This is a genomic window from Marinobacterium sp. xm-d-579, from assembly GCF_013282935.1.
GTDB lineage: Bacteria > Pseudomonadota > Gammaproteobacteria > Pseudomonadales > Balneatricaceae > Marinobacterium_E.
Genome location: NZ_WBYP01000001.1, coordinates 545211 through 567317 on the forward strand (window position 1 = coordinate 545211; position 22107 = coordinate 567317).

The window sequence follows — 22107 nt, forward strand, 5'->3', positions numbered from 1 at the left end:
GGGTTGACACCCACGCCCCATCTACACAAAATGAGCTTCCGTTAACAATATAGGCATTTCCCCTTGGAAGACGCGTCGATAAGCTCGCTCTCAATTCTTCTGTTTATTCTGATCCTCTGTTCTGCATTTTTCTCTAGTTCAGAAACTGGCATGATGTCGCTCAATCGCTACCGTTTGAAGCATTTAGCGAAGAATAACCACCTAGGTGCACGCAAAGCCGCCAAACTGCTAGATCGCCCAGATCGTCTGATCGGCCTGATTTTGATTGGCAACAACTTCGTCAACATTCTCGCATCAGCCATCGCGACCGTCATTGCGGTTCGAATCTGGGGGGATGCAGGTATCGCCATCGCGACCGGTGCCTTGACGCTGGTCGTGCTGATTTTTGCGGAAGTGACACCAAAGACACTGGCAGCCATGTATCCAGAGAAGGTGGCTTTTCCGGCCTCCTATGTTTTAGTACTGCTACTTAAAGTGTTTTACCCCTTGGTGTTTGCCGTCAACCTCATTACCAATGGAATTTTCCGTCTACTCGGTATCAAGACGACCGGGGAAGATGCCCACAATCTTAGTACCGAAGAGTTACGTACCATCGTGAATGAGTCAGGCGCTCTGATCCCTCAATCGAATCAATCGATGCTACTTGGGGTCCTGGAGCTTGGTGAAGTGACCGTTAATGACATCATCATTCCACGCAACGAGGTAGAGGGCATCGATCTGGACCATGAGATGGACCAGATTCTTGAGCAGCTCTCTAAGACCAAACATACCCGCCTGCCGGTATACCGTGGCGACATCAATCAGATCGTCGGCGTACTTCACATGCGCAATCTGGCCCAGTTGATTCAACAGGGCAAGGTCACCAAACCCGCTATTATGGCGGTGGTTCATGAGGCCTACTTTATTCCAGAGAGCACACCGCTGCAGACACAGCTCCTTAACTTTCAGAAAGAGAGCCGCCGCATCGGCGTCGTAGTGGATGAGTACGGTGATGTACAAGGCATTGTCACCCTGGAAGATATCTTAGAAGAGATCGTCGGCGAGCTCTCCAACGATCAATCGGATATCCATGAAGACATCCACCAACAGGAAGATGGCAGCTACTTTATCGATGGCTCGGCTTATATTCGTGAGATCAATAAAGCACTGAATTGGGAGCTATCGACCGAAGGGCCAAAAACGCTTAACGGTTTGATCACGGAGCAGCTCGAATCCATTCCCGACGCTAACGTCTGTATCGAACTGAATGAGTACCGTTTAGAGACGCTACAAATCAGTGACAACCTGATTAAGACGGTTCGTGTCCAGCGTCTCGAGATCGAGAGTGACGAGGAGGAGTAGCCTCCCGCTCTCGAATCAACGCCCAGACTTCACGCTTCTTCTCGTTGGAGTAAGTACTCCAATAGGCGATCTCTAGACCTGAACGACGACAGGCAATACAGAGATCGTCCTCATCGAGAGCACACACGCCCATGCAAGGATTGGGAATCGGTTTTTCTGAATCCATTATGTTCGCTCTGGCCTCGGTCTGGTTTGAATCTGTGCATCAAAGGCACTGTTTAATAGCTCAGCAATGACCCAGGCGGTTAGCCCCCAGATCTCATAGCCTTGATAATCCCATGCTGGTGCATATCGAGTCTTACCGGATAGATCCATGAACTGATCAAATCGCGCACGGCCCGGCTCCATAAAGAAGCTCAACGGTACTCGAAAAACAGCTTCGATCTCATCGGGATTAGGTTGCTCGACAACCGTATGCGGCACAACACCAACCCAGGGAACCACTTTGAGGCGATGCTTAGAGAGCACATCACTTAAAGCGCCCAATGGCCTAACCTGTGAGGGTTCAATACCCAGTTCTTCATGGGTCTCACGCAAAGCCGTAGCAAGAATATCCTGATCCTCGGGATCTCTACGACCGCCTGGAAAAGCCACCTCTCCGGCATGACTCGACAGTTTGCTGTGTCGCAAGGTCAGTATCACCTCTGGTACCGCCAGATCGGTGATTAACATCATCACACCCGCCTGCTGATCAAACGAATAGTGGTCAGATAGCTGCCAAGGCTTGTAGTGAGTCAGGGTTTGCTCTATTTTCGAAATCATTAGTTTAATCATACACCTAATAGAAGAAAGCTACGCAAAAGATAGGAGATTCGATGAAGTTCTGCAGCGAGTGCGCCACACCTGTTGAATGGACCATTCCAGAGGGTGACCACCTTCCCAGACACGTCTGCCCCAACTGCGAGACGATCTTCTACTCCAACCCCAGAATCATCGCCGGCTGCCTACCCATCTGGGAGGACAAGGTATTGATGTGTCGTCGCAACATCGAACCACGCAAAAACTATTGGACCCTACCGGCAGGCTTTATGGAGAATGGTGAGACGACCGAACAGGGCGCCATGCGTGAGACTTGGGAGGAGGCTGAAGCGGAAGTCGATATTATCTCGCTCTACACCCACACCTCCATTGTGCATGTGAATCAGCTGCAGCTCTTCTTCCTAGCCAAGATGCGCACCCCAAGCTTTTCAACGACGTCAGAATCCAATGAGGTCGCACTGTTCAGCGAAGATGAGATCCCTTGGGATGAGATCGCCTTCCCGACGGTCAGCAACGCACTGCGTCTGTTCTTTAAAGAGAGAAACGCTGGCGGGCCGTTTAACTTCCACAGAATCAGTATCGATCGCCACAACGAGCAGAACAACGCATCGACCACCCAGCATGAGATTCACATTTAATGCCAGTGTTAAAAGAGAGCAAAGCGGCCAAAGCCTTCCAACGCAAACTGCTGATCGCTTGGTGTATTGATCAGCACCCAGGCAACCTCACCCACCTACAGAAACTCACAGGCATGCCAAGACGGACACTGCAGGATGCCATTAAAGATCTGGATGATCTGTCGATCGAGTGTTCATTTCAACAAACTGAGGGGGCTTTGAATAACCAGGGCGTCTACCGCATTGATCAGTGGGGCTGTATTGATCCAGACTGGGTTAACCAGAATATTGAATCAATCGCAGAATCGTTAGAGATAAAACTTCAGCTCGACTACTGATTCGCCGTCGCCGCCAAATCGAGAAGCGGCGAAGCGTCGATCGCCTCAGCATCCATCATCTGAGCAAGATCCTGCAGGGTATTAACGACCTGGAATCGCTTCGCTTCAGATAACTTAGAAAAGCGCTCTTCAAAACGCTCATGCAGAAGTGGTGGAACGGAACCAAGGGTAGAAGCACCCTCTTCGGTCAGACGCGCATTTACTTTACGCTTATCGGTCACTGAACGAACACGCACCGCTAAACCGCGCTGCTCTAAGCGGTTTAAAATAGTCGTTACCGTCGCCTGACTCAGTGAAACGCTTTCCGACAGCGTCTTAACAGTCACATCACCCAGATCCCCAATTGCACGCAACACCATTACCTGCGGAATGGTGAGGCCACAGCTCTTCGCAATACGCTTTGATTGAATATCCGTCGCACGAATAATCTTACGTAGAGCAATGAGTACATCTTGTGATTGCTGAATGTCTGTCATGTAAAGCCTGTCATTGAGATAAGTAGCACGATTAACAACCTGCTGAGCGGGCGCATTTATAGCCCATCCCCTTTTCATCATCAATCACTATTTAAATAATTACAACTATAATTATTTGAACTCTAATAATTAGACCTGTTAGGATGTTCATCACGACAGGTTAATAACCTAATAAGAAACTGAAAACGAATGGGAACAGACACATGAAAAAACAGATTCTTGCTGCATCACTGCTAGCCGCTAGCTCAACTGCATTTGCAGGTTCACACGCGTCTTGTGGTGACGTTCAGATTGCCGACATGAACTGGGCATCAGCAACATTTATCGCCAACGTTGACCGCTTCATCCTAGAGCACGCATTTGGCTGTAACGCTGAAGTTGTTCCTGGCGACACCGTTCCGACTTCAACGTCAATGATTGAGAAACAGCAGCCAGACATCGCACCTGAGCTTTGGACTAACTCTTTCAAAGAGGGTCTAGAGAAAGCGGTAGCAGAAGGCAAACTATCGGTTGCTGGCAAAGTCTTCAGCGATGGCGGTGAAGAGGGCTTCTGGGTACCTAAATACATGGTTGAGAAGGATCCAAGCCTTGCAACAATCGAGGGTATCAAAGCAAACGCAGCACTGTTCCCACACCCAGAAGATGATTCAAAAGCAGGTTTCGTAGGCTGTCCTTCTGGTTGGGGCTGTCAGATCACTGCAGGCAACCTTCACAAAGCACTTAACCTAGCCGATGCTAACTTTGAACTGGTTGATCCAGGTTCTGCAGCAGGCCTAGACGGTTCGATTGCACGTGCATACGAGCGCGGCCAAGGTTGGTTCGGTTACTACTGGGCACCAACAGCGATTCTTGGTAAGTACGAGATGGTTAAAGTGGACTTCGGTTCAGGTGTTGATGAGCAGCATTTCATCGACTGTATCTACAAAGCAGACTGTCAGGATCCAAAACCGTCTATGTACCCTGAATCACCTGTCTACACATACACAACTGCTGAGTTCTCTAATCGCGCTCCAGCAGCAGCTGAGTACCTAGCTAACCGTTCTTTCACAAACCCACAGCTTAACAGCCTTCTAGCGTGGATGGATGAGAACCAAGCAGATGGTGAGTACGCAGCTGAGTACTTCCTAACCGAGCACGCAGACATTTGGAAAACGTGGCTAACAGCTGATCAAGCGGCTAAGGTTGAAGGCGCTCTTTAATCCTTAACAACTGCGTTATACTCACGCCTCGCTTTGAATAAAAGCGAGGCGTTTCTGTGTAATAACAAGAGGTATCTATGGCAGAGAAATCCTGGTTAACGGATATTCCTGAGATGGACCGAAGCTCACTACTGCAGCTTCGCAAAACGATGGACGGTGCATATCGTGACTTTTCACGTGAATATGGCGACTCTATCGAAGCATTTTTTGATCCGCTTCTTACCTTCTTAATCTGGTTTGAAAAACTCCTACTCAACAGCCCTTGGTGGTTGGTTCTGGGTGTCATTGCTGGTCTTGCCTATGCTGCAAGTCGCTCAGCTAAACTGACGATCGGCGTTGCTGTATCCCTGGTTGTGGTTGGCTACTTTGGCATGTGGGACGACACCATGCGGACCATGAGTATCATCACCGTCTGCACACTGATCTCTATTGTATTGGGTATCCCAATCGGCATTGCCATGGCGCGATCTAACCGCGTGCAATCCACTGTCACTCCGATGCTCGATATCATGCAGACCATGCCAGCCTTCGTCTACCTGATCCCGGTCGTTATGCTTCTGGGTATTGGCCGTATCCCTGGCGTGATCGCGGTAGTGATCTATGCTATCCCGCCTGTAATTCGCTTAACCAATTTGGGTATTCGCCTGGTTGATAAAGAGGTACTTGAAGCAGCGACGGCCTATGGTGCTAACCCACGTCAGCGTCTTTTAGGTGTTCAGCTGCCGTTGGCGATGCCGACAATTATGGCGGGCATCAACCAGACCATCATGATGGCGCTCGCCATGGTCGTTATTGCCTCTATGATCGGTGTAAAAGGCCTTGGGCAACCGGTACTTAAATCGATCACCAACCAATACTTCACCATCGGTCTTCTGAATGGTTTAGCCATCGTTGTACTTGCGATCATCTTTGACCGCGTTTCACAGGCATACGGAAAGCGCACTCAGGCGCACCTAGGAGGTGGCCATGAGTAATTCAGACGTATTGATTCAGGTTAAAGATCTTTACAAAGTCTTTGGCGACAAACCAGAAAGCGTTATGCCGATGGTTAAAGCGGGTAAAAGCAAGGATGAGATCCTAGCGGAAACTGGCCACACCGTCGGTCTTAAAGAGATCGATCTCGAAATCAAACGCGGTGAGATCTTTGTCATCATGGGCCTATCCGGCTCAGGCAAATCAACACTGATTCGCCACTTCAACCGCCTAATTGAACCGACTGCGGGTGAGATCATTGTTGAAGGCACCGACGTCATGAAACTCAACACTAAGGAGCTTGAACAGTTCCGTCGTCACAAGATGTCGATGGTGTTTCAACGCTTCGGTTTGATGCCTCACTACACAGTACTCGATAACGTCGCATACGGGCTTAAAATCCAAGGTGTCGACAAGTCAGTTCGTGAGCAGAAAGCGGTTGAGTGGTTAGAGACGGTTGGTCTGAAAGGCTATGAAGAGCAGTACCCAAACCAGCTATCGGGTGGTCAGCAACAGCGTGTTGGTCTTGCTCGCGCACTCTGTACTGATGCTGAAATCCTCTTGATGGATGAAGCCTTCTCGGCACTGGATCCTCTGATCCGTTCAGAGATGCAGGATCAACTGATTGAACTGCAACACAAGCTCAATAAGACCATCATCTTCATCACGCACGATTTGGACGAAGCACTACGCCTAGGTGATCGTATCGCGATTCTTAAAGATGGCCTGCTGGTCCAGCAAGGTGAGCCAGAAGAGATTCTACTTAACCCTGCCGATGAATACGTAGAAGCGTTCGTTAAGGATGTGAACCGTGCCCGCGCATTGACGGTAGAGACTGTTATGAAGGAGCCGGAACACCGTATTACAGCTGAAACCATCGGTGAAGCGCTGAAAGAGATGAAGAGAGGCGCTTACGATTACGGTCACGTGGTGGACGATTCAGGTAGCTACCAAGGCACCGTCACTCAAGAATGGCTTGAAGAGGAAGCTAAGGGCGGTAATGCAGATTCCACTTGGGAAGAAGCCGATCTAACCGAGACAACGACCATCACCTCTGATGCAGTACTTGAAACGGTTATCCCGGAGACGCTTGAAGCGGATCACCCAATCCCTGTTGTGGATGAGGAGGGCCAGCTGCAAGGTGAGCTATCTCGCTCAAGCTTGGCGGAAGTACTGGTCGACTCTTCTGAAACAGAGTCAGAATCTGTAGAGAATCAAAAGGTTTAACAAGCCCATTGATACAGACACAAAAAAGCCAGCTCATGTAGCTGGCTTTTTTTCGCCCTGAATAAAACAGGGCCCGTGCGAGTAACTCGACACGGGCCCATAAAAGGAACAACAACAGATAAATATTATCAGAGAGCGGTAGGAAAAGTACAGTCCTCAACTCTCTGGAGCGGGCTTAACGAAGCTCTAAAACATCCTGCATATCGAACAAACCTGCACCCTTGCCTGACAACCAACCTGCTGCTCGTACAGCGCCTTTTGCAAAGGTCATACGGCTAGACGCTTTGTGGGTAATTTCGATTCGCTCACCCTCTGTGGCAAAGAGTACAGTGTGATCACCAACCACATCACCAGCACGAATGGTCTCGAAACCGATCTCTTTTTCAGGGCGCGCACCGGTCTGACCTTCACGACCATAGACCGCACACTCTTTCAGATCACGTCCCAGCGCATCGGCAACCACTTCACCCATACGCAATGCTGTGCCTGATGGCGCATCCACCTTATGACGGTGGTGTGCTTCGATCACTTCGATGTCGTATCCACCATCATCACCCAAAGCCTTGGCAGCCACTTCAAGCAGTTTGAAACAGAGGTTTACGCCAACAGACATGTTCGGCGCAAAGACAATTGAGATAGTCTCACCGCCCTCTGCCAACTTCGCCTTCTGCGACTCGGTTAGCCCCGTCGTACCAATCACCATCGACTTACCGGCCGCTTTACAGATCTCAAGATTAGCAAGGGTCGACTCTGGGCTAGTAAAGTCGATCAATACATCAAAATCGTCTGTCACAGTCTCCAACGAGCCAGTAATTGCGACACCCAGACGACCCACGCCTGCCAACTCACCTGCATCGGCACCGATCAAAGAACTATCAGGAAGCACAATGGCTGCGCCTAGGGTCACACCCTCTGCCGCGTCTACAGCTTCGATCAATGTTTTCCCCATGCGCCCTGCGGCACCCGTGATGGCAATACGTGTCATCTCTTTTTCCTTAACTAAAAATCTATTCGTCAGTGACACTCAGCCCTTGGTCCATATCCAAGGCTGGCATATCACTCATTAGGCAACCCACCACTTTGGCAGGGACACCCGCTACCGTCGTATGCGCCTCTACAGGCTCTAAAACCACACTACCTGCACCCACTTTGGCACCTTGGCCGACTTCGATGTTGCCAAGAATCTTAGCACCAGCGCCAATCAAAACCCCAGCACGGATTTTCGGATGTCGATCGCCCGACTCCTTACCGGTACCCCCTAGGGTCACTGATTGCAGTATCGAGACGTCATTCTCAATGACACAAGTTTCACCGATAACAATGCCTGTTGCGTGGTCAAACATTACACCCTGACCGATGTTAGCAGCGGGGTGAATATCAACCTGCAGGGTTGAGCTCATGCGACTCTGTAGATAGTTTGCCAAGGATTGACGCCCTTGACGCCACATATAGTTAGCCACTCGATAGGATTGAAGCGCGTGATACCCTTTTAAGTACAACAGTACCGTGCTGTAGTCACGGATTGCAGGGTCACGCGTGTAGACGGCAAGGAGATCGGCACAGGCAGCTTCGATCAGTTTAGGGTCCGCTTCATAAGCGACCTCAAAGATCTCACGCATCGCCACGGCCGGCACCACATCATCCGACAGCTTTTCAGCCAACAGATAAGAGAGTGCCGAACGCAAGGTCGGATGGCTGTTTATCGTCGTATGATAGAAACTCGACAGAAGCGGCTCGTTAGCACTTAATGTACTCGCCTCACTCTGAAGTGCTTGCCATACCTCTGCAACCGCCTGATCACCCATAACTTAGGTCATATCCTCAAAGAATTTTTTTACTGAATCAAAGAAGCCGTGCTTCTTCGGTCCATGTTTCTGGTGCTCTTCCGTAGAGTCACGGAACTCTTCTAGCAACTCTTTCTGACGTGAAGTGAGGCTGACCGGAGTTTCAACAACCGCGCGAACCATCAAATCACCCAACGCGCCACCGCGCACTGGCTTCACACCCTTGCCTCTCAGACGGAACATTTTGCCAGTCTGTGTCTCGGCCGGGATCTTCAGTTTAACCTGACCATCCAGTGTTGGCACGTTTAGTTCACCGCCCAACGCCGCATCGACAAAGCTGATCGGCACTTCACAGTAGAGATTGGCACCGTCGCGTTCAAAAATTGGGTGATCTTTAACACTCACTTGAACATAGAGATCGCCTGAAGGGCCGCCGTGGGCTCCTGCTTCGCCCTCGCCAGATAGACGAATACGATCACCGGTATCAACACCCGCTGGGATCTTAACTTCCAATGTCTTGGTCTTCTGCGTGCGGCCCTGGCCGTGACAGACATTACAAGGATCAGAGATGACTTTGCCTTCGCCATGACAGGTTGGACAGGTCTGCTGAACCGCAAAGAAACCTTGCTGCATACGGACCTGACCGGCACCACCACAGGTACCACAGGTCTTAGCCGTTGTGCCCTTCTTAGCGCCGCTACCATCACAGGTTTCACAAGAGACGTAGGTAGGAACTTTTAGCGTCTTTTCACAACCGCGCACAGCCTCTTCAAGACTCAAATCGAGGTTGTAACGCAGATCGGCACCGCGACGCACGCTGGAACGACCGCGACCACGACCACCGCCGCCACCGAACATGTCGCCAAAGACATCGCCAAAGATATCTGAGAAGCCACCTTCAAAGCCGCCGCCCATACCACCTTGGCCACCCAACCCAGCATGACCATACTGATCGTAGGCCGCTTTCTTCTGCGCATCCGACAGTACTTCGTACGCTTCGCTGATCTCTTTAAACTTGAGTTCAGCCGCCTCGTCATCCGGGTTGCGGTCAGGGTGATACTTCATCGCTAAGCGACGGTAAGCCTTTTTGATGTCACGGTCAGATGCATCACGAGAGACACCTAAGAGTTCATAATAATCTTGCTTGCTCATACTGCGTGTAAACCTGTAATTACGCTATCGTGAATATGACAACGCGGGAGTAAAGACCCCCGCGCTGACACACGATTTTGTGAGAGTCTTAACTCTCGTTATTGCTTGCTAAGCTTACTTCTTGTCGTCTTTGACTTCTTCAAACTCAGCATCAACAACGTCATCGCCTGCATCGCGAGCTGCTTCCGCTTCAGCGCCTTGGCCAGCTTCTGCTTGTTGTGCAGCCTCTGCATACATCTTCTGAGCAACACCCGAAACCGCTTCTGTTAGCGCTTCAGTTTTTGCTGTGATCTCTGCAGTGTCAGAGCCTTTCAACGCCTCTTCAAGTGCAGTGATGGCTGCTTCGATGTTCGATTTCTCTTCATCAGAAGCCTTATCACCCGCATCTTCTAGCGTCTTACGTGCTGTGTGAACCATGGCATCACCTTGGTTACGAGCTGCCGTTAGCTCTTCAAACTTCTTATCTTCTTCAGCGTGCGCTTCGGCATCCTGAACCATCTTCTCAACTTCGTCATCGCTTAGACCAGAAGAGGCTTTAATAACGATCGACTGCTCTTTGCCAGTCGCCTGGTCTTTAGCAGAAACGTTTAGGATACCGTTAGCATCGATGTCGAAGGTCACTTCGATCTGTGGCATGCCACGTGGTGCTGGTGGGATATCGGCAAGGTCGAAACGGCCCAGCGACTTGTTCTGAGTCGCTTGCTTACGCTCACCCTGAACAACGTGAATGGTTACCGCTGTCTGGTTGTCTTCCGCTGTCGAGAAGGTCTGCGACTTACGCGTAGGGATAGTCGTGTTCTTGTCGATCAATGGTGTAGCAACGCCACCCATGGTTTCGATACCTAGAGTCAGTGGTGTTACGTCCAGTAGAAGAACGTCTTTCACATCACCTGACAGTACCGCACCCTGAAGCGCAGCACCCATCGCTACCGCTTCGTCTGGGTTAACGTCTTTACGTGGCTCTTTACCGAAGAACTCAGCCACTTTCGCCTGCACCATTGGCATACGAGTCTGACCACCGACGAGGATAACGTCGTCGATTTCAGAAGCGGATAGGCCAGCATCTTGCAGTGCAATGCGACATGGCTCAAGTGAACGTTGTACAAGATCTTCAACCAGTGACTCTAGCTTCGAACGAGACAGTTTAACGTTCAAGTGTTTAGGACCTGTTGCATCCGCAGTGATGTAAGGCAGGTTAACGTCAGTAGACTGTGCCGATGAAAGCTCAACTTTCGCTTTCTCACCCGCCTCTTTTAGACGCTGTAGCGCTAGCGGATCGTTGTGTAGATCGATGCCAGACTCTTTCTTAAACTCGTCTGCTAGGTAGTTGATAACCGCAAGGTCGAAGTCTTCACCACCTAGGAATGTATCACCGTTGGTTGCAAGTACTTCAAACTGGTGCTCGCCATCAACGTCTGCAATTTCGATGATCGAGATATCGAAAGTACCACCACCTAGGTCGTACACTGCAATCGTGCGATCACCGGCTGCTTTATCCATGCCGTATGCAAGTGCTGCAGCGGTTGGCTCGTTGATGATACGTTTAACTTCTAGGCCTGCGATACGACCCGCATCTTTTGTTGCTTGACGCTGAGAGTCGTTGAAGTAAGCAGGAACCGTAATAACCGCTTCCGTTACCGATTCGCCTAGGTAATCTTCAGCAGTCTTCTTCATCTTCTTAAGAACTTCTGCAGAGATCTGAGGCGGTGCTAGCTTCTCGCCTTTTACCTCAACCCAGGCATCGCCATTGTCCGCTTTAGCGATGTTGTAAGGCACCATTTTGATGTCTTTCTGTACAACATCGTCTTCAAAACGACGACCGATTAGACGCTTGATCGCGAATAGAGTGTTGTCTGGGTTAGTAACTGCCTGACGTTTCGCCGACTGACCAACCAGAGTTTCGCCTTCTGCTGAGTAAGCAATAATCGACGGAGTGGTGCGATCGCCTTCAGCGTTCTCAATAACTTTAGTTTTATCGCCTTCAAGTACTGCTACACACGAGTTGGTAGTACCTAGGTCAATACCGATGATTTTACCCATGTTTAAATCTCCTAATGACACCGCACTGGGTGTTTAAAACTGTTTTACCTTAACCCCTATATGGGTGTGGTCTTTCAAATATCAAGTCTGGTTTGTAAAAAGGTATTAACCTTTAGCAACCATCACCATCGCAGGACGAACTAGGCGACCATTAAGTAGGTAGCCTTTCTGCATCACAGCAATGACAGAGTTTGGTGCTGCACCTTCCGCTTCAACCATCGACATCGCTTGATGGTGCTCTGGGTTGAACGCCTCACCCTCTGGGTTGACCACTTCTAGATTGAATTTAGCAACGCCATCGATGAACATTTTGTGCGTCATCTCAACGCCTTCACGAAGCGGTTTAACCACCTCATCTTCGACCTGGCTCGCTTCAATAGCGCGCTCTAAACTGTCGATGACCGGCAGTAGCTCTTCGGCAAATTTTTCAACGGCAAACTTACGCGCTTTATCCACCTCAACCTCGGCACGGCGACGCTGGTTAGCGATCTCCGCTTGGGCACGAGGTTCAAGCTCTGCCAGCTGTTTTTGCAGCTCAGCAATCGTCGCATTCGCAGCGGCTAGCTCTTCTTGAAGGGATTCAACGGTCAGCTCTTCCGTCTCAACCAGCTCAGGCTCTACAAGATTCTCTTCAGCCGTCGCGTCAACTTGACTCTCTTCAACCTGATCTTGGTGTGTCTGATCTTCATTCGCCATGGTGTTATCTCCAGAATCATTCAATCTTGTCTCCTATGTGGTATCGACCATCTGAAATTCAACCCTTCCACGCGCTTTTTTGACCTAAGACTGCACTTTTCTGTTGCCTAATTCACAAACATTGGTTAAAAATACAGTAACTGTATATCCAAACAGGTATTAAGCCATGTTAACGCTACTCAGCATTCGAAACTTTGCGATCGTCTCGACACTCGACCTGGAACTGAAATCGGGAATGACCGTCGTCAGCGGTGAGACCGGTGCCGGTAAATCGATCATGCTTGATGCACTGGGATTAGCCTTAGGCAAACGCGCTGAAGCCGACTCGGTTCGAGAAGGGGCAAAACGAGCTGAGATTAGCGCCGCGTTCGATATACAAGCACTACCCGAAGCGAAACGCTGGTTAGAGGCGAATGAGCTAGAGTCGGAAGAGATTAACGAGTGTATTTTACGCCGTACACTGAGTGCCGACGGTCGCAGCCGTAGCTATATTAATGGCCACCCCTGCCCACTGAACCGCGTCAAAGAGCTGGGTGAGCTGCTTGTCGATATACACGGCCAGCACGAACACCAACGACTATTAAAGCGTGATTTTCACCGCACCCTGCTAGACAACTACGCCAAAGCCAATGAGACAGCACAGGAAGTACGTAAACTCTTTACCCAGTGGCAATCAAAGCAGAGTGAGTTGAAACGCCTTCAAGACATGAGTGAAGAGGCGAATGCGCAACTGCAACTGCTGAGCTATCAAACGGAAGAGCTCAACCGTTTAGACCCTCAAACAGGTGAACTGCAAGCCTTAGAAGAGGAGCAGAAGATACTCTCCAACGCAGGGTCAATCCTTAACAGTGGCCAACAGATCCAGATGCTTCTTAGTGAGGGTGAAGAGAGCAACGCCACGGCAATACTCAACCAAGCATTGCACCTGTTGGGCGACATTGAAGCGGACTCTCCTGCCCTTCAGCAGACCGCCGAGATGCTTAACGCCGCTCTGATTCAAGTGGAAGAGGCCGAACGCGAGCTGAGCCATTTTGTTCAACGCGTTGAGTTGGACCCTGAGCGCCTACAAGAGGTGGAAGATCGCTTAACCAGCATCTACGATCTAGCCAGAAAGCACCGCATTGCACCAGAGCAGTTACCGGAATTAAAAGACCAACTAAATACTGAACTCGACTCTTTGGCACACGTCGATGAGAACTTAGAGCAACTCGAAGCAGAGGTTGCGACGGCTTATGCCGCATTGATTGAGAAAGCCCGCCAACTTAGCAAGCTGCGCAGCAAAGCAGCCAAACAGCTTGATAAAGAGGTGAATGAACAACTTGCCATGCTGGGCATGAACAGCGCGCGTTTCACAGCCAGTTTGAGTGATATCGATCCTAAATACATTACGGCTCAGGGCTTGGAAGAGATTGAGTTCCTGATCAATACCAATCAGGGCCAAACCGCAAAACCGCTGGCCAAAATTGCCTCGGGTGGTGAGCTGTCACGAATTAGCCTTGCGATTCAAGTTGTAACGGCTAAGACGACTGACACCCCGACACTCATTTTTGACGAAGTCGATGTCGGTATTGGCGGAGGCATTGCCGAAGTCGTTGGACGGCTGTTACGTCAATTGAGTGAACGAGCACAAATTCTCTGTGTCACACACCAACCTCAGGTGGCTTCACAAGGAACCCAACACCTGTTTGTCAGCAAAGGCGCAGACACCGGTTCGGTTGAGACCAAAATCACACCACTCACCGAAAATCAGCGCATTAATGAGATCGCTCGAATGCTGGGTGGACTTGAGATGACTGATACCACCCTTGAGCACGCTAAAGAGATGCTGACCAGCGCGCTATAGACTGGTCGATTCAAACAGTGGCGTGTAAACTAAAGCCACTTTGAACAGTAACAGGAACAACCTGAACATGCGCAAGCTCATCATCTCTGCCTTTCTTGCTACTCTCGTGACCGGCTGTACAACCTTTCCAGGCGTGTACAAAATGGATGTTCCGCAAGGCAACCAGGTGACACAAGAGATGGTAGATCAGCTTCGCCCTGGAATGACGCCGAGCCAAGTTCGCTATGTGCTAGGAACACCCCTGTTAACGGATACCTTCAACCAGAACCGATGGGACTATGTCTTCCAGTTGGTACAAGAGGATGAAGTGGTAGAGCTACGTCAGTTTCGCGTCTACTTTGAAAACGACAAGCTGGTGCGTTTGGAAGGCGATCTGAAACCTCAGTAACGCAGAGCTCAACGAATACAAAAAAGCCAACTTACGAGTTGGCTTTTTTGGCTTTAGCTTCGGCTGCTCGACGAGCGCGAACCTCTTTAGGGTCAGCAATTAACGGGCGGTAGATCTCTACTCTATCACCGTCACGCAAGACCTCTGCTTTAGGGTCCTTGATCGCACGGCTGAAGATACCCATTGGGTCGCTGTTGATATCGATCTGTTTATACAGCTCAGCAATGCGCGAGCGAACAACCGCATCATAAGCCGTTGTGCCCTCTTCTACTTGCAGAGCAATGATCTTCTGCTCAGTCGGCAGAGCATAGGCCACTTCAACATTAATCACTGATCACCTCATCCGTAAATTTGATCAGCGCGCGACACAAAGGCATCCACCAAAGTTGTCGCGACACTATTAAACACTTTAGACATCGCCATTCCAGTTAGCTTGCCTTCAAACTCGAAACTGAGATTGAGTTCTACCTTAGAAGCTTCATCTGACAACTCAGTGAACGTCCAAACCCCCTCAAGACTTTTAAAGGGGCCATTAACCAAACCAATGGTCATTGAAGCGGGACGGACCAGACGATTACGCGTCGTAAAATCATAACTAAGCCCCCCTTTAGCGAGCTTCAGTGTCGCTTCGAGCATATCATCACTCTCAGCGATCACTTCCGTGCCAGAGCACCAAGGCAGGAACTCTGGGTAGCGACGCACATCGTTGATCAGATCAAACATCTGCTCAGCGGTGTGTAATACAAGGGCGGTTCTATTTACGACCGTCATAACGGGTGGCAAGTCTCAAATAACAGTTACAAGCTGCTTATTGTCCAGTTTATATACGCTTTGAACAAGAGGATTCCTTCCTTTGCTTACAACAGCTCTATATAATCCGCCGCATGGCAAAAAAGAAGAAAGCTCCTGGCGGAAACACCATCTGCCAAAATAAACGTGCACGATTCGAGTACAGCATCGAAAATAAATTCGAAGCTGGCCTTGTGCTGACCGGGTGGGAAGTCAAAAGCCTACGCGAAGGCCGCGCACAACTGGTTGAGTCTTACATCGATTTTAAAAACGGTGAAGCTTGGCTATTAGGTGCCCACTTCTCGCCATTAAAAACCGCCTGCACACACGTTGTTGCAGATCCGGTTAGACCACGCAAACTGCTTCTAAACCGCACAGAACTGAACCGCCTAGCCGGTGCAGTCGAAGCCAAAGGTTTCACCTGTGTTGCACTGAGCCTCTACTGGAAAGAGAGCAAAATTAAGTGTGAGATCGGTTTAGCAAAAGGTAAGAAGCTTCACGACAAACGTGCGACTGAAAAAGAGCGCGATTGGAACCGTGAAAAGCAGCGTGTTCTAAGCAAGAACCAATAGAGTTCTTGTAACCCAGATAGCAAACGCTATACTGGCCAGTTCTGGGGGTGACTTGGATTCGACGCCGATTGCGAACCCTTAGGTGCATGTCGAGAATGTGATGATTCTCGTAAATCCCTCATCACACAGTTATAGTTGCAAACGACGATAACTACGCTCTAGCAGCCTAAGCCTGCTAGCGCTGCCCTCTAAGGTGTCTATAACTCAGAGTTTCGGCAGTGTCATATGAGATAGAATCGCCCGGAGACTTCGCCTTAAGGCAAAGGGTTAAAACTCAAAAAGGCTCGCCCATAACAGCCTGACTCTCGGCTCGTGACGGGTTAACTCAATAGAGATGTCTATGCATGTAGAGCTTGAGGCAGAGGATTGACGGACGCGGGTTCGAAACCCGCCACCTCCACCAAATTCAAATCTTAGAAAGTCCTAAGAAGTCCTCAAGGCCTTGAAATTAAAGGGCCTTGGGGATACTCTCCTTCCTATACAATCCTCCAAAATCCACTACCATCCAGACGATCTTGGGGGCTCATCAGGGGGCCTTTCCTTTGGGCGATACATTTGGAGCCCCCGGATAATAATTTGGAGACGCCTCATGCCACTCACAGACATTCAAGCCAAAGCAGCTAAAGCAAAAGAAAAAACCTACCGCCTGTCCGATGAGAAGGGCCTTTATCTTGAAGTAACAAAGACTGGTAGAAAATACTGGCGTTACAAGTACCGATTCGATGGGAAGGAGAAGAAGCTAGCTATTGGGGTTTATCCGGAAATATCTTTAAAAGCTGCTCGAATTGAACATGAAAAAGCACGTCAATTATTAAGAGATGGAATAGATCCTAGTGCAGCCAAAAAGGCAAAACGAAAAGGAACACCAACAAACGAATCCAACACATTTTCGGCTGTAGCTAGAGACTGGTTTCAGGCTCGTATGCATGACAAGTCAGAAGGGCATCAAAGGCGCGTTACCAGAGCTGTAGAAAACGACTTAATCCCAAGACTGGGGCAACTGGATATTGGAAACATTGATACACCTACCCTACTAGAAACTTTAAGAATCATCGAATCTAGAGGGGCTATAGAAACTGCACACCGAACAAAGCAAATTGCCAGCCAAATATTCAATCACGCAAAGATAATAGGCATGACAACTTCAAACCCAACTGAAGGTCTTGAATCAGCACTAAAGACTCCAATAAAAAAACATTTTTCCGCTATAACGGACCCTAAGGAAGTTGGTAAGCTTTTAGTAGCTATTGAAGAGTACCCAGGCTCAATTCATGTAAAGTCTGCACTAAAGCTTTCAGCACTATGGTTTTGCCGCCCGGGTGAATTACGACACTTAGAATGGTCAAATATTAATATTGATGAGAACCGTGTTGAGCTAGTTTCAGAAAAGACTAAACAACAGCACATCATTCCGATCTGTAGCCAAGCTAGAGAAATTTTAGATCAACTTGATGCATTGAAAGGAAAATCAAAGTACATCTTCCCCTCTACCCGCGGCGCTTCTAGATGCATGTCAGAAAACACTTTGAGAGTAGCGTTACGTTCAATGGGATATAGCAACGAAGAGATGACAGCCCACGGCTTTAGAGCTATGGCAAGGACACTTCTAGACGAAGTATTGGATTACAGGATAGAGTGGATCGAACAGCAACTTGCCCACGTCGTTAAAGATCCTAACGGACGTGCTTATAACCGCACCAAGCACCTAGCTCAAAGAACTGAGATGATGCAACACTGGGCAGACTACCTAGATGAGTTAAAGAATGAATCTACAAGACCTTGAAGCGATATCCGACCATATTCAAAGCAAAAAAATTACGTTTAAGTCTTTAATGCACCAAGCGCTAGATGGCGGGACTGAAATATTTTACGTAATACCAGAAATGACTTTTGTCACATTCCATTACACCGAACCCTGGCGTGGTCCTGTAAAAAATGAAAGTTACGTCCAAGATTTCGAGATAGGGGATACCATACTTCTATCCGAACACGTAATTAAAGAACTATGGATAACCGGGAAGACTTCTTTGAGCCAGGTTCTTAATTCTGATAGTCCTGCTGGCTTTGAGGTAATCAATTTTCCAAATGAAGATGATTTTGCAATAACCGCAGAAGACTTGTATCTCAGGAAGGGCGTTATGGCTGCTACGAATGACCAAAAACAAACAATCCAGCAACCATCCACCACGGCTCTGAAAGTAATCGGACTACTAATGCACCACCTAGCCAAAAGCCCCAAGTATGCATCAGGCACAAGCCCCAATAAGAGCCAGATTAAGGAGTTGTTATTGGAGCTAGCATCAGAATTAGACGTTAACAATTACGGCCTCAGCAAGGTCGATGAACGCTTGCTTGCTGAAGCCATGAAGTACCTGGAGACACAAAAGAACTAATTAGGACTTTCCCCACCTGGGGAATCCTCTTCCCCCACCTGTGAGGGAGCAACCCCTCTAAAAATTTGTAATGCACCTACGCCGAATGACGGCGCAATTCGAAAAGGAAAAGGTGCATATCATGCCTAAACTACTAAAGCTTAAAGACGTAATCGCCACTACCGGCCTATCACGTTCATACATCTACGCCCTTGCTCAGCAAGGCGCATTCCCAAAACCAATCAAACTAAGCGAGCGCTCAAGCGCTTGGGTTCAATCAGAACTAGAAGAGTGGATTGAATCTCGCATCGCCCTTCGTGATCAGGAGGCAGCGTAATGAACTCTCTAAACACAACTAGCATCCTAGAAGCGGCTCCGACAACTGGAGTTAACACTGACCAGATCACGGAAAAGCTTCTTGACGGGGAGCACAACATAATTATTGCTGAATTACTTGTAGCAAAGCACAAGGACAACATTCTGTTTGATACCGCTCGCAAAGAGTGGAAAGTATTCCAGAACGGCGTTTGGCATGAAGCTGAAGATGCAGAAAACCTAGTTTGGGACTTCTACTACCAAATCATTCTCGATATTTTCCACGGTGAATACCCAGAGATTGAAGCAAGTGATCCAGCATGGCTGAAAAAACAAATGAACCAAAGCAAGGTGAATGCTGTATTGAAGGTCGTACAGATCAGAACAGCAAAGGGTGTAAAAAAGCTAAACGCAAATCATAACCTTATTGGCATTCAGGACTTGGTATACGACATTGAAGCAGGTTCAACTCGACCAGCTGTAGCAGGCGACTTAGTCATGAAGTCATTGGGCACAACATACCATCCAGACGCTAAATGCCCGCTATGGGAAAGCTTCCTGGCTACCTCGATGCAGAGTGATCAGGATATGATCAAGTACCTGCAACGCCTTGTTGGTTACTTCCTAACCGCTAGCACAAAAGAACAGGAGATCTACTACTTCTACGGAACAGGCGCTAACGGAAAATCAACGTTTATCGACTTGGTTAAATCCCTGCTAGGTACCTACGGCGTTAAAGCTTCATCTGATAGCTTCATGCAGAAAAAAAGCAGTGCACTAAACCTAGGCGCTCATGCAAGCCTAGCAACGCTAGCTGGTTCACGACTAGCTATTACAGATGAAACCAACGATAACGAAACCTTCAATGCACAGATGCTGAAATCAATCTCTGGTGATGAAGAGATTACTGGCAGGTTCCTTCGTGGCAATCCAATCACGTTCAAATCTACCGCAAAAGTAGTGATGTACGGCAACGATAAGCCATACGGAAACATTAATGATGAGGGTTTTTGGCGTCGATTCCGTTTTATTGAGTTTGGTCATGTAGTGCCTGATTCACAAAAGGATAAAAACCTCCTTGTGAAGCTCAAAGACGAACTACCTGGCATCCTTAATTGGGCGTTAGCTGGACTTGCTGACTGGCGTAAAAACGGTATTCAGACCCCTAAAAAGGTACTTGATGAACGTGACAACTACAGGCGTGACCTGGATTCAGTTTCTGAATTCCTTCAAGAAAACACCAAGTCTGTACCTGGCCAAAAACTAACAACCAAACAGCTTTTTGAATACTACCAACAATGGTGCGAGACCAACCTTAAACACCCAGAAACCAAACAGGGCTTTAGCAAACGCATTGCTTGGTACTTCGATACCCACATGAAAGGCCAGGTGAGCCCATACAGATCTAACAAAGATCGCGGTTACCAGGGCATTCAATTCGATGATCAATACCGCTTGATCGAATGAGAGTGACACGAGTGACGGCAATTTACAGTTAACTTTTTTGTGAAGTACAAGCTGCAAACTGCTGTCACTCCACGCCCCAGCCAAAACCTTCTAGATAACGAACCCTTATATATTATTTAAATAATACATAAAAACACATATAAAACAGATACTTAATACAGTTTTGACCTATGAGTATTATCGATTTTTAGGATCAAAATCTATTGAAATTATAGGAATTTATTTATGACCAGCATGATTGAACTTGATCAGAAACTAGGAGATCTAAACTCAAACGAACACTACGAGATCCTAGTTAACAAAAAGAAAAATGAAAAAGTGCCACCCTTCCTAGTTATAGGGAATGGCAAAGCAACGAAGGACTTCCCTGAAGATGTAGCCATCGATGCCATTAGAGTTTTAAGCACGTTATCACCAACACAGATTGGCCTGATAGCGGAGCTGAAAGACATCCTAGTTAACCAAACTATTGGGAACCACTATAAAAAGCGGAGAGTGGATAATCCTAATCAGATCGTTCTAGATAAAAACAAAGATAACGAGCTGCACAAGAGCATTAGAACTAGGATGAGTGAGAACAAAAATGGAGCCAAACTTCAGGAACTAGGAGTACTGAAGCAACCTAAGCCAGGCACATACATGCTTAACCCCTACATGTTCATACCGCCTTATGAATTTAAGAGGATTGCACAGATTTGGAAGGATATGACAACCAAATCATAATCCTCACACACCTAGTGGTCAGATTTACCCCGTGTCGTTGCGTCGGAACTGGAAGCTACGGAGCGAAGCGAAGTGCTTCGATGTTCCGTAAGCAAAAGACTAAGGGGTAAAGATGACGAAGCCTCGGCAGAGGCTGAGAACGTTCTTATGGCTATGCCATCTATCCTGAAGAAATCAAAAACATCGCCTGGGTCCTGTTCATAAAACTAGGGGATGTATGCTTTTAGCCATTACAACAACTCATACTCAGCCAACGAGTACGAATCCTTTCTAGATACGAAGATGTGATCTAGCAACTGAATGCCAAACAACGCCAGCGCATCTCTGACCTTACCTGTTAACTCCCGATCTTCATCCCTAGGTACTACGTCACCCTCCGAATGGTTCTGGCACAACACCACAGCCCCAGCATTTAGTTCTAAGGCCTTACGAGCAATCACTCTAAGCACGATGCTAGAAATACTCACAGGCCCTCTAAAGAGCCTCTCAAAGCTGATCATCCTGTATTGATTGTTCATAAACATGGCGCAGAGCCATTCGTCCTTGTCACATGCCAGTCTTATTCGCAGATAGTTCTGTATCTCTACTGGTAATGCCAGGCCATTCTCTTGGCTGAGCTTGTTGTGTATGACGTGTAACGCAGCATTGATAATCCGCCGCTCTTGGTTTGTATATTTACTCATGGGCTTATCCCCTAGTTATTAGATTCCACCCACAAGAATCGAACTTCGGGAAAAGAGCACCTTGGATAAATACAACTAGGGGGGCATGTGTGATCAGTAAGTTGTGTAAGTAAGTAATACACTCTCACTAAACGCGAGCAATTTTACGTATGACCGTTTTGGTTAGCATTGAAGGGGAACTAGGGAGTAATGGTTAACGAGGCTGAAAGCATAAAATAAGCCTAGCACATGGCTTCTGCTCTTTTGGCCATTTGTTATTTTCCTGTTTATTTTGATTGGTTGAATCCAGCGGATTGTCTTATAAATCGACAAATGTCTTTTTGAATATCTGGGTTTGAGCACACGCCATCCCCT

General features: G+C 48.2%; 25 protein-coding genes and 1 other RNA gene. 15 read left to right on the forward strand and 11 right to left on the reverse strand.

Annotated features, from left to right (window positions below):
* Nucleotides 1-63 precede the first annotated feature (63 nt).
* Nucleotides 64-1341 carry an HlyC/CorC family transporter gene (locus tag XMD579_RS02855; RefSeq protein ID WP_173480211.1) on the forward strand — a complete coding sequence of 426 codons (1278 nt, stop codon included), beginning with the start codon at nucleotides 64-66 and terminating at the stop codon, nucleotides 1339-1341.
* On the opposite strand, the gene XMD579_RS02860 is transcribed toward XMD579_RS02855, so the two are convergent.
* Both XMD579_RS02860 and XMD579_RS02865 read right to left on the reverse strand, forming a co-directional pair.
* Complete coding sequence (locus XMD579_RS02860) at nucleotides 1289-1507, reverse strand: DUF1289 domain-containing protein (protein ID WP_173480210.1); 219 nt, start codon at nucleotides 1505-1507, stop codon at nucleotides 1289-1291. The genes XMD579_RS02855 and XMD579_RS02860 overlap by 53 nt on opposite strands.
* Nucleotides 1507-2103 (reverse strand): CoA pyrophosphatase, encoded by a 597-nt coding sequence (locus tag XMD579_RS02865; RefSeq protein WP_173505778.1) that lies wholly within the window; start codon nucleotides 2101-2103, stop codon nucleotides 1507-1509. Before XMD579_RS02865 ends, XMD579_RS02860 begins: the two co-directional genes overlap by 1 nt.
* Before the next feature lie 53 nt (nucleotides 2104-2156).
* Here XMD579_RS02865 and XMD579_RS02870 point away from each other — a divergent pair, with 53 nt between their 5' ends.
* Nucleotides 2157-2738 carry an NUDIX hydrolase gene (locus XMD579_RS02870; protein WP_173505779.1) on the forward strand — a complete coding sequence of 194 codons (582 nt, stop codon included), beginning with the start codon at nucleotides 2157-2159 and terminating at the stop codon, nucleotides 2736-2738.
* Nucleotides 2738-3055 carry a helix-turn-helix domain-containing protein gene (locus XMD579_RS02875; protein ID WP_173480207.1) on the forward strand — a complete coding sequence of 106 codons (318 nt, stop codon included), beginning with the start codon at nucleotides 2738-2740 and terminating at the stop codon, nucleotides 3053-3055. The genes XMD579_RS02870 and XMD579_RS02875 overlap by 1 nt, the downstream gene beginning before the upstream one ends.
* Here the strand turns inward: XMD579_RS02875 and XMD579_RS02880 are convergent.
* Nucleotides 3049-3531, reverse strand: a complete 483-nt coding sequence (locus XMD579_RS02880) for a MarR family winged helix-turn-helix transcriptional regulator (RefSeq protein WP_173480206.1) — start codon at nucleotides 3529-3531, stop codon at nucleotides 3049-3051. The genes XMD579_RS02875 and XMD579_RS02880 overlap by 7 nt on opposite strands.
* 203 nt (nucleotides 3532-3734) lie before the next feature.
* Here XMD579_RS02880 and XMD579_RS02885 point away from each other — a divergent pair, with 203 nt between their 5' ends.
* From XMD579_RS02885 to XMD579_RS02895, 3 genes are all read left to right on the forward strand, one after another.
* Nucleotides 3735-4730, forward strand: coding sequence for an ABC transporter substrate-binding protein (locus tag XMD579_RS02885; RefSeq protein WP_173482988.1), 996 nt, complete (start codon nucleotides 3735-3737; stop codon nucleotides 4728-4730).
* Nucleotides 4731-4807: 77 nt separating this feature from the next.
* Entirely contained in the window at nucleotides 4808-5704 is an 897-nt protein-coding gene (locus XMD579_RS02890) for a proline/glycine betaine ABC transporter permease (protein WP_173482989.1), read from the forward strand.
* The gene (locus XMD579_RS02895) at nucleotides 5697-6929 is read left to right on the forward strand and encodes a glycine betaine/L-proline ABC transporter ATP-binding protein (RefSeq protein WP_173489032.1); all 1233 of its coding nucleotides are present in this window, start codon (nucleotides 5697-5699) and stop codon (nucleotides 6927-6929) included. Before XMD579_RS02890 ends, XMD579_RS02895 begins: the two co-directional genes overlap by 8 nt.
* Nucleotides 6930-7104: 175 nt before the next feature.
* On the opposite strand, the gene dapB is transcribed toward XMD579_RS02895, so the two are convergent.
* From dapB to grpE, 5 genes are all read right to left on the reverse strand, one after another.
* Nucleotides 7105-7914 (reverse strand): 4-hydroxy-tetrahydrodipicolinate reductase, encoded by an 810-nt coding sequence (dapB, locus tag XMD579_RS02900; protein ID WP_173505780.1) that lies wholly within the window; start codon nucleotides 7912-7914, stop codon nucleotides 7105-7107.
* 22 nt (nucleotides 7915-7936) lie between these two features.
* Nucleotides 7937-8734, reverse strand: a complete 798-nt coding sequence (gene cysE, locus XMD579_RS02905; protein ID WP_173494985.1) for a serine O-acetyltransferase — start codon at nucleotides 8732-8734, stop codon at nucleotides 7937-7939.
* A gap of 3 nt (nucleotides 8735-8737) precedes the next feature.
* The gene (gene dnaJ, locus XMD579_RS02910) at nucleotides 8738-9865 is read right to left on the reverse strand and encodes a molecular chaperone DnaJ (RefSeq protein ID WP_173480200.1); all 1128 of its coding nucleotides are present in this window, start codon (nucleotides 9863-9865) and stop codon (nucleotides 8738-8740) included.
* Between the two features lie 114 nt (nucleotides 9866-9979).
* On the reverse strand, nucleotides 9980-11905 hold the full coding sequence (dnaK, locus tag XMD579_RS02915) for a molecular chaperone DnaK (RefSeq protein ID WP_173489029.1): 1926 nt from the start codon (nucleotides 11903-11905) through the stop codon (nucleotides 9980-9982).
* A 105-nt stretch (nucleotides 11906-12010) separates the two neighbouring features.
* The gene (gene grpE / locus XMD579_RS02920) at nucleotides 12011-12601 is read right to left on the reverse strand and encodes a nucleotide exchange factor GrpE (protein ID WP_173505870.1); all 591 of its coding nucleotides are present in this window, start codon (nucleotides 12599-12601) and stop codon (nucleotides 12011-12013) included.
* A 166-nt stretch (nucleotides 12602-12767) separates the two neighbouring features.
* Here grpE and recN point away from each other — a divergent pair, with 166 nt between their 5' ends.
* Together recN and XMD579_RS02930 are read left to right on the forward strand one after the other, a co-directional pair.
* Entirely contained in the window at nucleotides 12768-14444 is a 1677-nt protein-coding gene (gene recN, locus XMD579_RS02925) for a DNA repair protein RecN (RefSeq protein WP_173505781.1), read from the forward strand.
* Nucleotides 14445-14511: 67 nt separating this feature from the next.
* Entirely contained in the window at nucleotides 14512-14832 is a 321-nt protein-coding gene (locus XMD579_RS02930) for an outer membrane protein assembly factor BamE (protein WP_173480197.1), read from the forward strand.
* A 31-nt stretch (nucleotides 14833-14863) separates the two neighbouring features.
* Here XMD579_RS02930 and XMD579_RS02935 read toward each other — a convergent pair whose 3' ends face one another.
* Complete coding sequence (locus tag XMD579_RS02935; RefSeq protein WP_173482670.1) at nucleotides 14864-15163, reverse strand: RnfH family protein; 300 nt, start codon at nucleotides 15161-15163, stop codon at nucleotides 14864-14866.
* A gap of 8 nt (nucleotides 15164-15171) precedes the next feature.
* Nucleotides 15172-15603, reverse strand: coding sequence for a type II toxin-antitoxin system RatA family toxin (locus XMD579_RS02940; RefSeq protein WP_173494981.1), 432 nt, complete (start codon nucleotides 15601-15603; stop codon nucleotides 15172-15174).
* A gap of 113 nt (nucleotides 15604-15716) precedes the next feature.
* On the opposite strand from XMD579_RS02940, the gene smpB reads away from it, so the two are divergent.
* From smpB to XMD579_RS02975, 7 genes are all read left to right on the forward strand, one after another.
* Nucleotides 15717-16193: an SsrA-binding protein SmpB gene (gene smpB / locus XMD579_RS02945; RefSeq protein ID WP_173480194.1), complete on the forward strand. Its 477-nt coding sequence runs from the start codon at nucleotides 15717-15719 to the stop codon at nucleotides 16191-16193.
* Nucleotides 16194-16236: 43 nt separating this feature from the next.
* Nucleotides 16237-16596: a transfer-messenger RNA gene (ssrA, locus tag XMD579_RS02950) on the forward strand.
* Between the two features lie 186 nt (nucleotides 16597-16782).
* The gene (locus XMD579_RS02955) at nucleotides 16783-17976 is read left to right on the forward strand and encodes an integrase arm-type DNA-binding domain-containing protein (RefSeq protein ID WP_173505782.1); all 1194 of its coding nucleotides are present in this window, start codon (nucleotides 16783-16785) and stop codon (nucleotides 17974-17976) included.
* Complete coding sequence (locus tag XMD579_RS02960; protein WP_173505783.1) at nucleotides 17957-18586, forward strand: hypothetical protein; 630 nt, start codon at nucleotides 17957-17959, stop codon at nucleotides 18584-18586. The genes XMD579_RS02955 and XMD579_RS02960 overlap by 20 nt, the downstream gene beginning before the upstream one ends.
* A gap of 121 nt (nucleotides 18587-18707) precedes the next feature.
* Entirely contained in the window at nucleotides 18708-18902 is a 195-nt protein-coding gene (locus XMD579_RS02965; RefSeq protein WP_173505784.1) for an AlpA family transcriptional regulator, read from the forward strand.
* The gene (locus tag XMD579_RS02970) at nucleotides 18902-20347 is read left to right on the forward strand and encodes a phage/plasmid primase, P4 family (protein ID WP_173505785.1); all 1446 of its coding nucleotides are present in this window, start codon (nucleotides 18902-18904) and stop codon (nucleotides 20345-20347) included. The genes XMD579_RS02965 and XMD579_RS02970 overlap by 1 nt, the downstream gene beginning before the upstream one ends.
* A gap of 225 nt (nucleotides 20348-20572) precedes the next feature.
* Nucleotides 20573-21070 carry a hypothetical protein gene (locus XMD579_RS02975; protein WP_173505786.1) on the forward strand — a complete coding sequence of 166 codons (498 nt, stop codon included), beginning with the start codon at nucleotides 20573-20575 and terminating at the stop codon, nucleotides 21068-21070.
* Nucleotides 21071-21300: 230 nt separating this feature from the next.
* Here XMD579_RS02975 and XMD579_RS02980 read toward each other — a convergent pair whose 3' ends face one another.
* The gene (locus tag XMD579_RS02980; protein WP_173505787.1) at nucleotides 21301-21753 is read right to left on the reverse strand and encodes a JAB domain-containing protein; all 453 of its coding nucleotides are present in this window, start codon (nucleotides 21751-21753) and stop codon (nucleotides 21301-21303) included.
* Nucleotides 21754-22107: the final 354 nt, after the last annotated feature.

What these genes read in the sequence shown, in the direction of transcription:
- XMD579_RS02860 (WP_173480210.1), bottom strand. Translation starts at nt 1,507, where the DNA reads ATGGATTCAGAAAAACCGATTCCCAATCCTTGCATGGGCGTGTGTGCT.
- XMD579_RS02865 (WP_173505778.1), bottom strand. Translation starts at nt 2,103, where the DNA reads ATGATTTCGAAAATAGAGCAAACCCTGACTCACTACAAGCCTTGGCAG.
- XMD579_RS02870 (WP_173505779.1), top strand. Translation starts at nt 2,157, where the DNA reads ATGAAGTTCTGCAGCGAGTGCGCCACACCTGTTGAATGGACCATTCCA.
- XMD579_RS02875 (WP_173480207.1), top strand. Translation starts at nt 2,738, where the DNA reads ATGCCAGTGTTAAAAGAGAGCAAAGCGGCCAAAGCCTTCCAACGCAAA.
- XMD579_RS02880 (WP_173480206.1), bottom strand. Translation starts at nt 3,531, where the DNA reads ATGACAGACATTCAGCAATCACAAGATGTACTCATTGCTCTACGTAAG.
- XMD579_RS02885 (WP_173482988.1), top strand. Translation starts at nt 3,735, where the DNA reads ATGAAAAAACAGATTCTTGCTGCATCACTGCTAGCCGCTAGCTCAACT.
- XMD579_RS02890 (WP_173482989.1), top strand. Translation starts at nt 4,808, where the DNA reads ATGGCAGAGAAATCCTGGTTAACGGATATTCCTGAGATGGACCGAAGC.
- XMD579_RS02895 (WP_173489032.1), top strand. Translation starts at nt 5,697, where the DNA reads ATGAGTAATTCAGACGTATTGATTCAGGTTAAAGATCTTTACAAAGTC.
- dapB (WP_173505780.1), bottom strand. Translation starts at nt 7,914, where the DNA reads ATGACACGTATTGCCATCACGGGTGCCGCAGGGCGCATGGGGAAAACA.
- cysE (WP_173494985.1), bottom strand. Translation starts at nt 8,734, where the DNA reads ATGGGTGATCAGGCGGTTGCAGAGGTATGGCAAGCACTTCAGAGTGAG.
- dnaJ (WP_173480200.1), bottom strand. Translation starts at nt 9,865, where the DNA reads ATGAGCAAGCAAGATTATTATGAACTCTTAGGTGTCTCTCGTGATGCA.
- dnaK (WP_173489029.1), bottom strand. Translation starts at nt 11,905, where the DNA reads ATGGGTAAAATCATCGGTATTGACCTAGGTACTACCAACTCGTGTGTA.
- grpE (WP_173505870.1), bottom strand. Translation starts at nt 12,601, where the DNA reads ATGGCGAATGAAGATCAGACACACCAAGATCAGGTTGAAGAGAGTCAA.
- recN (WP_173505781.1), top strand. Translation starts at nt 12,768, where the DNA reads ATGTTAACGCTACTCAGCATTCGAAACTTTGCGATCGTCTCGACACTC.
- XMD579_RS02930 (WP_173480197.1), top strand. Translation starts at nt 14,512, where the DNA reads ATGCGCAAGCTCATCATCTCTGCCTTTCTTGCTACTCTCGTGACCGGC.
- XMD579_RS02940 (WP_173494981.1), bottom strand. Translation starts at nt 15,603, where the DNA reads ATGACGGTCGTAAATAGAACCGCCCTTGTATTACACACCGCTGAGCAG.
- smpB (WP_173480194.1), top strand. Translation starts at nt 15,717, where the DNA reads ATGGCAAAAAAGAAGAAAGCTCCTGGCGGAAACACCATCTGCCAAAAT.
- XMD579_RS02955 (WP_173505782.1), top strand. Translation starts at nt 16,783, where the DNA reads ATGCCACTCACAGACATTCAAGCCAAAGCAGCTAAAGCAAAAGAAAAA.
- XMD579_RS02960 (WP_173505783.1), top strand. Translation starts at nt 17,957, where the DNA reads ATGAATCTACAAGACCTTGAAGCGATATCCGACCATATTCAAAGCAAA.
- XMD579_RS02965 (WP_173505784.1), top strand. Translation starts at nt 18,708, where the DNA reads ATGCCTAAACTACTAAAGCTTAAAGACGTAATCGCCACTACCGGCCTA.
- XMD579_RS02970 (WP_173505785.1), top strand. Translation starts at nt 18,902, where the DNA reads ATGAACTCTCTAAACACAACTAGCATCCTAGAAGCGGCTCCGACAACT.
- XMD579_RS02975 (WP_173505786.1), top strand. Translation starts at nt 20,573, where the DNA reads ATGACCAGCATGATTGAACTTGATCAGAAACTAGGAGATCTAAACTCA.
- XMD579_RS02980 (WP_173505787.1), bottom strand. Translation starts at nt 21,753, where the DNA reads ATGAGTAAATATACAAACCAAGAGCGGCGGATTATCAATGCTGCGTTA.